Origin of the sequence: Methylobacterium sp. J-030 (genome assembly GCF_022829545.1) — a bacterium.
Lineage (GTDB): Bacteria > Pseudomonadota > Alphaproteobacteria > Rhizobiales > Beijerinckiaceae > Methylobacterium.
On sequence record NZ_JAKSYM010000163.1, the window covers coordinates 40218 to 54035 of the forward strand.

The following is a 13818-nucleotide window of genomic DNA, read 5'->3' on the forward strand; positions in this document are numbered from 1 at the left end:
GCCCCGCGCTGTCATCCAATCGTCATGGGCCGGCCAGAAAGCCTCGCCCTGCATCCCGGCAGAGAGGGCTCCATGGACTTCCACCGTCGCTTCACGGTCCTGATGTGCACGCCGGCCTTCGATCCGGACGACCTGGAAGGCGCGCGCGTCAATCAGATCGTGGCGGCCGTGGAGAGCCGCGGCTTCGAGGTGGTGCGCGCCCGGCGGGTGGAGGACGCGGCCATCGCGGTGCAGACCGACGCGGCGGTGGGCTGCCTCGTGGTCGACTGGGGCAAGCGCGGCCTTGACGGCAAGGCCGCCGCGCTCATCGACATGATGCGCAAGCGCGGCCTGGAGATGCCGATCGTCATCATGGTCCGCCGCAAGCGGCTGGAGGACATCCCGGTCGAGCTCCTGGACTTCATCGACGGCTACATCTTCCTGGCGGAGGAAACGCCGGAATTCATCGCCCGCGGCCTGGTCAGCCGGGTCACGCAGTACGCCGAGACGCTGAAGACCCCGTTCTTCGGCGCGCTGGTGGACTATGCCGAGAAGGGCAACCAGCTCTGGACCTGCCCGGGCCACAACGGCGGCATCTTTTATAACCGCTCGCCCATCGGCCGGATCTTCGTGGAGCACTTAGGGGAAGCCATCTTCCGCGATGACCTCGACAATTCGGTCCTCGACCTCGGCGATCTGCTGACCCACGAGGGCCCGGCGCTCAAAGCGCAGAAAGAAGCCGCCCGGATCTTCGGGGCGGAAAAGACCTACTTCGTCCTCAACGGCACCTCGGCCTCCAACAAGATCGTGCTGTCCTCCCTGGTCGCCGAGGACGACCTCGTCCTGTTCGACCGCAACAACCACAAGGCGGCCCATCACGGCGCCCTGTTCCTGGGCGGTGGCATCCCGATCTTCTTGGAAACCGACCGCAACGCCTACGGGCTGATCGGGCCGATCTTCCACGAAGCCTTGGACGAGACCCGGATCCGGGAAAAAATCCGCCGCAACCCGCTGGTGACCGATCCGGAGGCGTGGCGCCGGGAGCGGCCGTTCCGCGTCGCGGTGATCGAGCAATGCACCTATGACGGCACGATCTACGACGCGCAGACGATCCTGGAGAAGATCGGCCACCTCTGCGACTACATCCTGTTCGACGAGGCCTGGGCGGGCTTCATGAAGTTCCACCCGCTCTACGCCCGCCGCTTCGCCATGGGGTTGACCGGGCTCGACGAGACCTCCCCCGGCATCGTCGCCACGCAATCGACCCACAAGCAGCTCGCGAGCTTCTCCCAGGCCTCCCAGATCCACACCCGCGACGGCCATATCCGCGGCCAGACCCGGCGGGTCGAGCACAAGCGACTGAACGAGAGTTTTCTGGTCCACGCCTCCACGTCACCCTTCTACCCGCTCTTCGCCTCCCTCGATGTCGGCGCCCAGATGATGAAGGGGCGCTCCGGCATGATCCTGTGGGACGACACGATCCGGCTCGGGATCGAGTGGCGCAAGAAGGTCCGGGCGATCCGGCGGGAGTTCGAGGAGAACGAACGCGACCCCGCGAGGCGCTGGTTCTTCGACCCCTTCGTGCCGGACGTGACCAGAAGCGCCGACGGCGCCGAGGTACCCTGGGAGAGCGTGCCGACCGACGAACTCGCCTCGACGCCCCGCCACTGGGAGCTGAGGCCCGGCGCCCGCTGGCACGGCTTCACCCACGTGGCGCCGGGCTACGCCATCACCGATCCGAACAAGCTCACCGTGCTGACCCCGGGCTTCGACCGGAAGACCGGCGCCTATGCCGATCACGGCGTGCCGGCGCCGATCGTGGCCCAGTACCTGCGTGAGAACCGGATCGTCGCCGAGAAGAACGACCTGAACTCGCTGCTCTTCCTGCTGACCCCGGGGGTGGAATCCTCCAAGGCCGGCACGCTGATCTCGGGCCTCGTCGCCTTCAAGCGGCTCCACGACGACAACGTCCCGCTGGAGGAGGCCATGCCGGAATTCGTGAACCGCCGGCCGAACCGCTACCGGGGCTTGCGCCTGCGCGACCTCTGCGGCGCGTTCCACGCCTTCCACCGGGAGGCCGGCACCTCCACGCTGCAGCGGCGCCAGTTCGCCCCGGAGCACCTGCCCGAGATGGTGATGCCGCCCAAGCGCGCCGCCCAGATGCTGACCCGCAACAAGGTCGATTACGTGCCGATCGCCGAGGCCGAGGGGCGGATCGCCACCACGCTGATGCTGGTCTATCCCCCGGGGATCGGCACGGTGCTGCCGGGCGAGCGGCTCGACGAGCGGACGAAGCCCATGCTCGACTACTTCAAGATGTTCGAGGCCTCGGCCAACCTGTTCCCGGGCTTCGAGGCCGAGATCCAGGGCGTCTACCGCGAGGTCGATCCGGACGGGCGGATCCGCTTCCACACCTACGTGGTGCGCGAGGGGGCCTGATGGAGATCGAGGTCGAGACCCCCGGCCCGCTCGCCGCGCGGCCCTGCCCGGACATCGTCATCCGCCCGTCCTCGGACGCGGATCTCGAGGCGATGGTGGCGATCTACGAGCACCATATCGGCAAGGGCGTGGGCGATGTCGGCGCCTTCGAGGAGGCCCGGATGCTCCCCGACGACCTGAAGCGGCGGCGCAAGTCGATGCGCAAGAAGCGCCTGCCGCACCTCGTGGCCGACCGTTCGGGCACGGTGGCGGGCTACGCCTACGCGGTGCCGTTCCGGAAGCGCCCGGCCTACCGCTACACGCTCAAGCACTCGATCTACGTGCATCCCGACCACCTGCACGCGGGGATCGGCCGCCGGCTGCTGCCGGCGCTGATCGAGGCCTGCGCGGCGGGCGGCTACCGGCAGATCATCGGCTACATCGACGCCGAGAACGAGGCGTCGTTGCGCCTCCACGAGACCTGCGGCTTCGAGCGGGTCGGGTTCCTGCGGGCCGTGGCGTTCAAGTACGGCCACTGGGCCGACAGCGTGATGGTGCAGCGGGCGCTGAGCACGGGGTCGGAGGACCGGCCGGGGGCGTAGCCCACCGGGAGCCGACCTGCCCGGAAACCGGGCAGATGCGCCCGCGGGCGGCATCGGCCCGGTCCATCCCCAGCCGTCGCGACAGGCGCGGGCCGGATATCGGACCCGACCCGCGCCGCCCTGGTTCCTGAACCGCGCTGCCTCCGGCGATCGGACGGCGCCTGAAAACATCTCCCTCCCAACGGTTCGCGGCCCGACCCGGCGCGTTGCATTCATGCAACGGCGTGGGCGGAATCGCGCGTGCCGATGGAGATGGGGTCTGCCAGCGCATGGCGGAGAGCGCGGGAAAACAAGCAAGAAACGTTCCAGTAAAATGAATTGCCGGCTGCAAGTTGCGGCCCGACACGGTTTCGGCGTGGCATTATTTTATTTCGATCGACAATGACTCCAGAATATAATGGACAGTAAGTCGTGTTCGATCTGCGTTGAATTCTGGAAAACGTCTGTGCAGGTTTGAGTCAGCAACGTTCCGTCCGACTCGCTGAGGCGGGTATTGCCTCGATCGTGTCGAGAAATACGGACGTATGGCCGCTTGAGCCGAACCAGGACGAAGCCTCGTGCGCAGAACAGCCAGTTCCGACAATGCGGCCCGGACCAGCGCGAGCAAGCGCCCGATAACCGTCGCGCGATGGTCGACCCTCGGGCTGGCGGCGTTGGGCGCGAGCCTGTCGCATGCCGCAATCGCCCAAAGCCTGGCGACGACCGATCCCGACTCTTGGCGCAGCCGGGAATACCGGGCGGACTGGGGACTCGAGGCCATTCGCGCCGCCGACGCCTACGCGGCCGGCTACACGGGCCTGGGCGTCACCGTGGGGGTCGTCGATTCGGGCGTCGACGCGGCCCATCCCGAATTCGCCGGCGGCCGCATCAAGCCGCTCACCCTGTCCGGGACCTTCGGGTCTGACGGGTTCTACCTCATGGACGCGTCCGGAAACCGGGACACCAGCTACCCGGCCTGGAGCTACTTCAGCAAAGGCCAAGCTTACACGATCCTGGGCACCTACAATCCCGTCTACAACGACCCGCACGGCACGCATGTCACCGGCACGATCGCGGCCGCGCGCGACGGCGTCGGAATGCACGGCGTCGCCTTCGACGCCAAGGCCTTTGTCGTCGACACCGGAACCATCGACTATTCGAGCCACGGCGCCAACATCGACTACAGTTACTTCAAGAACGCCTACGAGACCCTGGCGCTGGCCGGCGTGCGCGCGATCAATACGTCCTGGGGGGATCCGCCCCCGCCGGACAGTTACGACAGCGTCGCCGGGATGGTGAAGGCTTACGCGACGTTCGCCGGGAAGAAGTCGCTCCTTGATGCGATGGACGAGGTGACACGGACGTATGGCGTCATCCAGGTGGTGATCGCCGGCAACACGGCTTTCAATAACGCCGACATCCGGGCGTCCCTCCCGTATTTCCGGCCTGATCTGGAGAAACGCTGGCTCGCCGTCGGCGCGGCGGCGCAGTCCGATCCTAACGATTACAGTCCGGGAAGCCTGATACTGGGCGACTATTCCGATCGTGCGGGTGTCGATAAATATTGGTACGTCGTTGCACCCGGAAGCAATGTCGTCAGCTCGGTGGCGCTCTATACACCGGGCGCCGCCTGGAATCCGCGTGACTGGGGCGTCGACCCCAATCATCAGACGGGGTACGCGTCGATCACGGGGACCTCGATGGCGGCGCCGCACGCCACGGGCGCGCTGGCCGTCATCATGCAGCGCTTCCCCTACATGACCAACGAGCAGGCCCGCGATGTCCTGCTCACCACCGCCTATCACCGCAACGCCGTCCCGGGGACGCCGGACGCCAACCCCAACGCCCCCAACGCGGTGTGGGGCTGGGGCGTGATCGACCTGGCCAAGGCCATGAACGGGCCGGGTCAGTTCCTCGGGCCGGTGGCGGCCAATCTCCGCGCCGGCATCCACGATACGTGGTCCAACGCCATCTCCGAGGACGCGCTGATCCAGCGCAAGCAGGAGAACGACGCCGAAGCGGCCGCGTGGCCAGCCCGCAAGGCAGCGCAGATCCGCCAGCTCGCATCCGATGGAAGCGCCGTGGCGGAGCCCCTTGTCCGGACAGTGCTCAACGACCTCCTGGCCGGCCTGAGCACCGCCGACTACCGCGCGGCGATCAGCGCCGCTTGGCGCGCGGCGGACAACAACATGATCGTCAGCGGCATCCTCACCGCGCTCATCAAGCAGAATCCCGACTGGGGCTACCTGGACGACGCGGGCTACAGATCGAGCGCGGTCCAAACCCTGCGTGATCAGATCAATAATCTCGACACCGCGGCGATCGAGGACGCGCGGCTGGCGGCGGTCGGCCTGTGGCCGACCTACCTCGCCGTCAAGGAGGCCCGGCTGGCCGCCTTCGCCGGCATCCCGACCCGGGGCAGCCTGATCAAGCTCGGCGCGGGCACGCTGACGCTGACCGGGACCAACACCTATTCCGGCGGCACCACCTTCGCGGGCGGCACCCTCTCGGTGGCGCGCGAGGCCAATCTCGGCGCCGCCGGGGCACCCCTGACCTTCGACGGCGGCATCCTCCAGGTCACCGGCACTGGCTTCACCGCCACGACCCGCCCGATCACCTGGGGCCGGTCCGGCGGCGGCTTCGACATCGCCGACCCGGCCAACACCTTCACCCTCGCCCAGTCGCTCGCCGGACCCGGCGGCCTGGCCAAGCTCGGCGCCGGCACGCTCACGCTCGCCGGCACCAACACCTATGCCGGGCCCACCACGATCGCGGCCGGCACAATCCTGGCCCAGGGCGGACAGGCCATCGGCGACCTCAGCGCCGTCACGGTGGCGGCCGGCGCGACCCTGGCCCTCGCCGACAGCGAGACGATCGGATCCCTCGCCGGCCAGGGCCGCGTCGCGCTCGGCCGCGCCCGCCTCACCGTCGGCGGCGACGGCACCGCCGCCACCTTCGCGGGCACGCTCGACGGGACCGGCGGCCTCACCAAGGCCGGCGCCGGCACGCTGACGCTCACCGGCGCCAATACCTACACGGGCGGCACCACCATCGCGGCCGGCACCCTCCAAGTCGGCGCCGGCGGCACCACCGGCAGCCTTGCGGGCGATGTCGCCGATGCCGGCATCCTCGCCTTCAACCGCGCCGACGACCTCACCTATGCCGGCACCGTCTCGGGTCCCGGCAGCCTGACCAAGCTCGGGGCCGGCACCCTGACGCTCACCGCCGTCCACAGCTTCACCGGCCCGGCCGTCCTGGCCGCCGGCGGCCTCAGCCTCACCGCCGCCGCCAGCCTCGCCGCACCGGTCGTCACCCTGGCCGGTACCACGCTCGCCAATTCCGGGACGCTCGCCGGCGGCCTGACCAACGCCGGCACCGCCACCACCGGCGGCACGATCGCCGGGGGGATCGCCAACGTCGGAAACCTCACCGCCACCGCGGGCACGCTGAACGGGCCGATCCGCAACGCCGGGCGGATCAGCATCGCCGGGCCTGTGGCCAGCGACGGGACCTTCGCCAACGCCGCCGGCGCCAGCCTCGCCATCACCGGCCGCTACAGCCTCGCGGGCGGCCTCAGCAACGCCGGCACGGTCGCGGTCGCCGACGGCGGCCGGCTGCGCGCCGGCAGCGTCGCCAATGCCGGCCTGCTCACGGTGGCGCAAACCGCCAGCGTCGTCGACGACCTGCTCAACACCGGCCGCCTGACCAATGCCGGCACCTATACCGCCGACGCCGTCAACGCCGCCGGGGCCACGCTGATCAACACCGGCACCTTCGCCACCGTCTCGGTCCCGTTCGCCAATGCCGGCACGCTGCTGACCTCGGGCACCCTGACGGGCGGGCTGACCAATACCGGCACCGTCCAGGCCTCGGGCGTGCTCGCCGGCGCGGCCACCAACGCGGCCGGGGCCGTGATCGCGCTGGCCGGGCCGACCACCGGGATCGCCCGGCTGACCAATGACGGCCGCGTCGACCTCGGCGCCACCGCGCTCACGGTCGGCTCGCTGGCCGGCTCGAACCCCGAGGCGGTGCTGGGCAACGGCCAGCTCATTGCGGGCGGCGACGGCAGCTCGACCGGCTATGCCGGGCGGCTCGTCGACGGCGCTGCGCCGAGCAGCCTGACCAAGCTCGGCGCCGGCACGCTGACGCTCACCGGCCTCAGCACCCTGTCCGGACCGGTGCGCGTGCTCGGCGGCGAACTCGCCGTCACGGGATCCCTGCCCTTCGCCGCCCTGGAGTTCGGGCCTGGCAGCCGGCTGACCGGCCAGGGCCGGCTCGGCAGCCTGGTCCTCGGCTCGGGCGCGGTGGTGGCGCCCGGCGCTGCGCCCGGCGGCCTCGGCCGGATCGCCGTGGCCGGCGCCCTCACCCTGGCGCCCGGCTCGGTCTACCGGGTCGATGCCACCGCGGACGGCCGCTCGGACCGGATCGATGCCGGCGGCACCGCCGCCGTGGCGGGGGCGCGCGTGGAGGCTCGGGCCGGCACCGGGCTCTACGCCCCGCGCACCCGCTACACGATCCTGACCGCCGCGGGCGGGGTTCAGGGTCGGTTCGCCGGGGTGACCAGCACCTTCGCGTTCCTGACGCCGTTCCTGGGCTACGCGCCGAACGCGGTGACGCTGACGCTGGCGCGCAACGACCTGGACTTCGCCGCGGTGGCGCGGACGCGCAACCAGCGCGCCGCCGCGGGGGCCGTGCAGGCCGGGGCGGTGGGCTCGCCGCTCTACGACGCGGTGGCGGTTCTGTCGGCGCCGCAGGCGCGGGCGGCGTTCGCGGGCCTGGCCGGGGACGGGCATGCCAGCCTGGCCGCGACCGCCGTCGCGCAGGCCACGCTGGCGCGCGCGGCGGTGCTCGACCGGCTGCGCTGGGGCGCCGGACCCGCGGCGCGGGATTACGGCAGCCTTCCGGCTTCCTACGCGGCCGACCGGCCCGGGCAGCCGGCGCCGGGCGTGGTCCCGGAGCGGATCGGGCGGCCGGAGCCGGTGAGCCTGTGGGGCCAGGGGCTCGGCAGCGTCGGGCACGTGCGGGCCGACCGGGACGCGGCGGGCCTGTCGCGCCAGAGCGCGGGCTTCGCGATGGGCGGGGACGCGCGCCTGGACACCGGGCTGGGGGCCCTGCGGCTGGGCGTGGTCGGCGGCCATGTCGAGACGACGCTGGCGAGCCCCGGGCAGGTCCAGACCGGCACGCTGGCGAGCACGTTCGGGGGCGCCTACGGCAGCCTGGCGGCGGGTCCGGCGGCGCTGCGGTTCGGCGCCCTGGCGGCGGACGAGCCGGGGCGGCTGCGGCGGGTGGTGGCGTTCCCGGGGCTGTCGGACAGCGCCACGGCGCGGCTGGGCGGCCGCAGCGTCCAGGGCTTTGGCGAGGCCGGCTACCGGATCGACCTTCCGGGCGGGGCGATCCTGGAGCCGTTCGCGGGCGGCGGCGCGGTGGCGATCCTGCGCGACCGGTTGATCGAGCAGGGCGGCGCGGCGGCGCTGGTCGGTCAGGCGCGGGCGCGGCGGGTGCCGACGGCCACGGCGGGCGTGCGGGCGGAGGCACAGGTGGCGTCGAGCTCGGTCTTCGTGACCGGGCTGGTGGGCTACCGGCGGGCGTTCGGGGACGTGGCCCTGCCGAGCCTGCTGGCGTTCCGGGGCACGGGCGCGCGGTTCGTGAGTGCGGGCCTGCCGATCGACCGGGACGCGCTGGTGGCCGAGGCCGGGCTGGCGGCGTCGCTCGCACCGGGCCTGAGCGTCGGCCTGACCTATACCGGACAGATCGGCGCCCGCGCCCAGGACCATGCCGCCAAGGGATCCATCGCCTACAGGTTCTGAGCCAGGGGACCGCGCCGGTCTCCGGCGCAGTCTTAGGCGCGGCCATGGGCCCTGTCTTGGACGGGGTCCGACCGCAATGCTCACTCCTGCTTTTCGAACGCCCCCGCGATGGTCAGGTGCAGGTCGTCGCCGATCAGCGGCACGTAGGTCTTCACGCCGAACTCCGAGCGCTTGAGCGTGCCGGTGGCCTCGAAGCCGACCGTGACCTTCTTGCTCAGCGGGTTCACGCCCGCGCCCACCAGCGCGACGTCGAGCGTCACCGGCTTGGTGACGCCGTGGAGCGTCAGGTCACCGGTCACCTTCGCGTGGTCCTTGCCCGCGGGCACGACCTTGGTGGACACGAAGGTCATGTCGGGGAACTTGGCGGCGTCGAGCCACTGGTCGCCCTTCAGCTCGTCGGTGAGCTTGGCGCTGGTGGTCGCCACCGAGGCGACCGGGATCTTCACCGCCAGCTTGGCCGCCGCCGGGTTCGTCGGCTGCAGCGCCAGCGTGCCCGACACGTCCGAGAAGCCGCCCGCGTAGTTGGAGAAGCCCATATGGGAGACCCGCCAGCCGACCTGGGTGTGGGCGGGATCGACCGCGTAGGTGCCGGCCTGGATCTGCGCCGGGTCGCGGGTCGGGGGTGTCTGGGCCAGGGCCGGGGCAGCGATCAGCAGGGCCAGGGGGCCGGAGGCGAGAATCGACTTCACGGGTGTCTCCTACAGGGCAGACGATCGAGCGCGATTCGGTGCGCCGCAGCCGCCCCTTAACCCCGTTCACCGCCGGGGTTGAGCCTGCTATCCGGAACCCCATGGTTGCCAGAACGGAAACGTTTCGCGGTGGGCTCGACGACGTGCGGGCCTTCTGCACGGTCGTCGATCTGGGCACCGTCACGGCCGCCGCCGCGAGCCTGCGGGAGACCAAGGGCAGCGTCAGCCGGCGGATCTCCCGGCTGGAGCGGGCGCTCGGCGCCCGGCTGATGGCGCGGACCTCCCGGGCGGTCTCGCCCACCGCCGAGGGGCTCGCCTTCTACGCCCGGGCGCAGGAGAGCCTGACGCTCCTCGACGGGGCCGCCGAGATCGTCCGCGACGCCCGCACGGTGCCGGCCGGGCACCTGCGGATCACGACCGCGATCGATTTCGGCATCGAGGTGATGCCCGAGATCATCGCGAGCTTTCGGGAAGCCTATCCGCAGATCACCGTCGAGATGCTGAACACCGACGCGCGCCTCGATCTGGCGGCCAACCGGATCGACCTCGCGCTGCGGCTCGGCCGCGTCGAGGAGACCGGCTATCGCGCCGTGGTTCTGGCGACGCTCGCGGTGGGCCTCTACGCCGCTCCCGCCTACCTGCTGCGCCGGCCGGCCCCGGCGGATCTGGCCGCCCTGCACGACCACGACCTGATCCTGGCGCGCGAGCGCTTCGGCGCGGCGGCCCTGGCGCTGAGCGACGGGCGGGGCCGGATCGAGCCGCTCGCCGTGAGCCCGGCGATCCGGGTCAGCGACTTCGCCACCGCGCACCGGCTGACGCTGGCGGGGGCCGGGATCGGCCATCTCCCCACCCTGGTCGCCGCCCGGGCCGTCGCGGCGGGCCAGCTCCGGCGCGTGCTGGCCCCCTGGGCGAGCCGCGGCGCGGCCCTGCGCGCCATCACCCTGGCCGGACGCGAACTGCCCGCCCGGGTCCGGGTGTTCCGCGCGCATGTCAGCGACGCCCTGGCGGCCCGCGATGGCGCCCACGAAGTCGGGGAACTAGGCATGAATACTGATTAATTTCAGATAACGAAACTAATAAGCCCCTGAATCTCGAAATATCGATAAAACTCTCACGATCGGTGTATCGATTCGTTGGTGGGCATCCGTCATCATGCGGTGCAACAGAACCCGAGCACCGGTGAGCGATCCGGGTCATTCGGGACTCCTCGAACCCGCGCGGACGCCATCATGTCTCCTCGCCGCAGGTGCCTGCGCTCCCTTCTCATCGTCGGCACGCTCGCCCTGGCGGTTTCCGGCATGGCGCTGGAAACCGCCCGGGCGACCCTGTCGAGCGCGGCCCGGATCGTGCTCCAGAAGGGCCGTCAATACGCGCCGACCGATCTGTATCTGCACCGCGGCGATACCGTCGCCCTGCGCAATGGCGACGAGAGCCTGACCCATCACGCCTTCATCGAGGCGGACCGGTTCTCGTTCGATGCGGGGGATCAGGAACCCGGCGCCGAGACGCTGCTGACGCTCGCCGAGCCGGGCGATTTCGTGATCCAGTGCGGCATCCATCCGAAGATGAAGCTCACCATCCACGTCGAGTAGCGCCGCGTTCCGGACGGTGAAGCCGGCTTTCGCGATGAGGCTCCGGACGCCGCGGATCAGCCGTCGCGGCCGAATCCGAGGCCGCGCAGGATATCGCCGATCGGGTCGATCCGCCCGCCCGCATCCGGTGCGGGCCGCGGCGCGGGCCGGGGTATCGCGGCGGGATCGACCGCGGCGGTGTGGGCATGGACGGGGCGGCGCAGATGGGCCGTCCGGACCCGGCTCCGCTCCGCACCCCGGTGGATAGCGGCACGCCTGCGCGGCGGTTCGGCGGGCAGGGCCGTCGTGGCCGGCGGGATCGCTGCGGCGGTCGAAGGTCCCGGATGCGCCGAGGCGAGTGCCTCGGTCGTCTCGGGGGTGCCCCGGGCTGGCGGATCGACCCAGGCCACCGGCGTGACGGCGGCGACCGCGGCGGGGCGTGCCTGCGTGTCGCGATCATGCGAATGCAGGTTCTGAACAGCCACGCCCAGCCCGAATACGGCAAGGACCGTGGTTGCGAGGGTGGAGCGGACGTATTTCATGATGGGAAAACGTACGGCCAAGCTCCCGGTTCCGCTTGACTGCTTGACCGCGTTCTGAAAACGCGCCGCCGCCCGACCGCCGTCCGGAAACAAAAAAGGCCACTCCCGAAGGAGCGGCCCGAAGTCTAGGGAGGAAACGCCCAAGAAGGGCGGCGGGAGGGCGACGCCATCGCCATCCCGCAATGCACACATAGGATATCGCAGTGCGGCGGGCAACGGCGTCACGCGCGCAGAGTTATGCATACTGATCCGTATCGAGACCTGACGCCATGATCTCAAGTCATGGCGGACCGCGGGGCCGACTGGGGCCGCCGGGCTCTCTCACCGCCCGCGCCGCAGATCCCAGACCTCGGGGTTGACCAGGCCGCCGGGATGCCGCCCGGCCAGCACGTCGACCACCCGGGTCGCGGCGGTCTCGGCGGTGCGGATCAGCGCGGCCTCGGTCGAGCCGCCGACATGGGGCGTCAGGATCACCCGCTCCTGGCGGGCCAGGGGATGGCCGGGGGGCAGCGGCTCCTGCGCGGTGACGTCGAGTCCGGCGCCGGCGATCGTGCCGGCTTCCAGCGCCTCCACGAGGGCGGCCTCGTCGACGAGGCCGCCGCGGCTGGTGTTGATCAGGAACGCACCCCGCTTCATCCGGGCGAGTTGCGCGCGGCCGATCAGCCCGCGCGTGCCGGCGGTGAGCGGCAGGTGCAGCGAGACGATGTCGGCCTCCGCCAGCACGGCCTCCACCGAGGTGGCGCGCAGGGCGCCGGCCGTGGCGAAGTCCGTTTCCGGGCGGCTCGGCCCGTAGGCCAGGATCCGCAGACCCAGGGCGCTGCCGAGCCGGGCCGTGGCCTGCCCGATCGCCCCGAAGCCGACGAGGCCGAGGGTGAGACCGGCGAGTTCGACCAGGCGGGTGGTGAACTTGAAGCTGTCGTCGCCCTGCCGAACCGACCGGTCGGCCCCGGGCAGGGCCTTCGCCAGGGCGAAGATCAGCGCCAAGGTCTGCTCGGCCACCGAGACGGCATTGGCGCCCGGCGTGTTGACCACCACGATGCCGGCTTCGGTCGCCGCCGCCTTGGCGACGTGGTCGGTGCCGGTGCCGTGCACGCCGATCACCCGCAGGTCCGGGGCCGCCGCGATGGCCCCGGCCGGGAAGCCGGTGTTGCGGGTGATGACCGCGACGCAGCCGGCGACGTCGCGGATGAGGGTTTCGGGATCGGTGCCGCGGGCCGGCCGCGGTTCCAGCCCGGCCGCACGCAGCCGGTCGAGGCCCGCCGCGTGGATCGGCTGGACGATGAGGCACGGACCGGTGATCACGGAACGGAGCATCCCTGGGCGGCCGGCGGGGCCGGGTTCGGTGACTGAGAGCCCGATCGTCCTAGGACCGGCCCCGCGTCGTGGCAACGGGACGTTCCGGAGGCTGTGTCGCTTCACGGGCGCGCAGGCCGGATAGGAGAGCACGGTCTCACCCGGCGTGCGTTCCGATGCACGCATGACGCGCGCCAAGATGCGCGCCAAGCCGCGCGGCGCTACGGGCGAGACAGGTTCGAGGCACGCGGCCGATCACGGTGCGTGACCGGCTCCCCTTCTTCCGTGGGGGCGAGGAGAGCGGCACCCCCTCAAGCGGCCGGGCGTGGCGGCTGAGACCGCACACCCGTGAAGTCCGTCATCCTGCGCGGTCCGGACCAGCGCTCGGCCGTCAGGATGGCGGTGTCAAACAGGGCGTGCGAAGCCGGTCGGCCCGTTCACACGATTCGCGGCGGCGCATCGGCCGTGAGGGCCCCCACCGGGCGCCAGACGTTGCGGCGCAGGCCGAGTTGCTCCAGCCGGTCGAGGAGCCACCACTCGATCCGCGTGCGCCAGCGGGCGAGGCCCAGGAACGACCAGAGGTCGAACCCGGCGAGCGGCAGGAACGGGTTGTGCCGATCGTAGGCCCAGACCTCGATGCGCACCGCCGGCCGCAGGGACGGGCCCCGGGCGTGGAAGCCCACCGTGTCGCCCACCACCAGCGTATTGCCCGGGACCGCGAAGGCCACCGGATCGGCATAGCCCATCCGCTTCAGCTCCGCGGGGCTCGCCCGGAACGAGCCGCGGCCGCTGAGGCAATCGACGCCGCACGCCGCGTTGATGGCGGTGCGCCGCTCCCAGGCGAGCCGCCGCTTGGTCAGGCGGTGCGAGCCCGGAACGTAGGTGAACGGCCCCTCGTCGGCGGCGACGTCGGTGAGGAACAGCCACGCCTTCATGGT

At 71.3% G+C, this 13818-nt stretch carries 9 protein-coding genes; 5 read left to right on the forward strand and 4 right to left on the reverse strand.

The genetic code is table 11. The annotated features are described in order from the left end of the window. The first annotated feature begins 72 nt into the window (after positions 1–72). The 3 genes from MKK75_RS10080 (at position 73) to MKK75_RS10090 (ending at position 8785) form a co-directional block, all read left to right on the forward strand. Positions 73–2418: an Orn/Lys/Arg decarboxylase N-terminal domain-containing protein gene (locus tag MKK75_RS10080; RefSeq protein WP_244042452.1), complete on the forward strand. Its 2346-nt coding sequence runs from the start codon at positions 73–75 to the stop codon at positions 2416–2418. After that, complete coding sequence (locus MKK75_RS10085; protein WP_244042453.1) at positions 2418–2999, forward strand: GNAT family N-acetyltransferase; 582 nt, start codon at positions 2418–2420, stop codon at positions 2997–2999. The genes MKK75_RS10080 and MKK75_RS10085 overlap by 1 nt, the downstream gene beginning before the upstream one ends. A gap of 557 nt (positions 3000–3556) precedes the next feature. Beyond that, positions 3557–8785: an autotransporter serine protease gene (locus MKK75_RS10090; RefSeq protein ID WP_244042454.1), complete on the forward strand. Its 5229-nt coding sequence runs from the start codon at positions 3557–3559 to the stop codon at positions 8783–8785. A gap of 80 nt (positions 8786–8865) precedes the next feature. Here MKK75_RS10090 and MKK75_RS10095 read toward each other — a convergent pair whose 3' ends face one another. Further along, positions 8866–9474, reverse strand: coding sequence for a YceI family protein (locus MKK75_RS10095; RefSeq protein WP_244042455.1), 609 nt, complete (start codon positions 9472–9474; stop codon positions 8866–8868). Positions 9475–9575: 101 nt separating this feature from the next. On the opposite strand from MKK75_RS10095, the gene MKK75_RS10100 reads away from it, so the two are divergent. Both MKK75_RS10100 and MKK75_RS10105 read left to right on the forward strand, forming a co-directional pair. Further along, positions 9576–10532 (forward strand): LysR family transcriptional regulator, encoded by a 957-nt coding sequence (locus tag MKK75_RS10100; RefSeq protein WP_244042456.1) that lies wholly within the window; start codon positions 9576–9578, stop codon positions 10530–10532. Positions 10533–10703: 171 nt separating this feature from the next. Then, positions 10704–11066, forward strand: a complete 363-nt coding sequence (locus tag MKK75_RS10105) for a hypothetical protein (protein WP_244042457.1) — start codon at positions 10704–10706, stop codon at positions 11064–11066. Positions 11067–11122: 56 nt separating this feature from the next. Here the strand turns inward: MKK75_RS10105 and MKK75_RS10110 are convergent, their stop codons facing one another. The 3 genes from MKK75_RS10110 to MKK75_RS10120 form a co-directional block, all read right to left on the reverse strand. Beyond that, on the reverse strand, positions 11123–11608 hold the full coding sequence (locus MKK75_RS10110) for a hypothetical protein (protein WP_244042458.1): 486 nt from the start codon (positions 11606–11608) through the stop codon (positions 11123–11125). Positions 11609–11908: 300 nt separating this feature from the next. Continuing rightward, positions 11909–12889 carry a hydroxyacid dehydrogenase gene (locus tag MKK75_RS10115; RefSeq protein ID WP_244042459.1) on the reverse strand — a complete coding sequence of 327 codons (981 nt, stop codon included), beginning with the start codon at positions 12887–12889 and terminating at the stop codon, positions 11909–11911. 428 nt (positions 12890–13317) lie between these two features. After that, on the reverse strand, positions 13318–13818 hold a 501-nt coding region (locus tag MKK75_RS10120; protein WP_244042460.1), incomplete at its 5' end, for a phytanoyl-CoA dioxygenase family protein.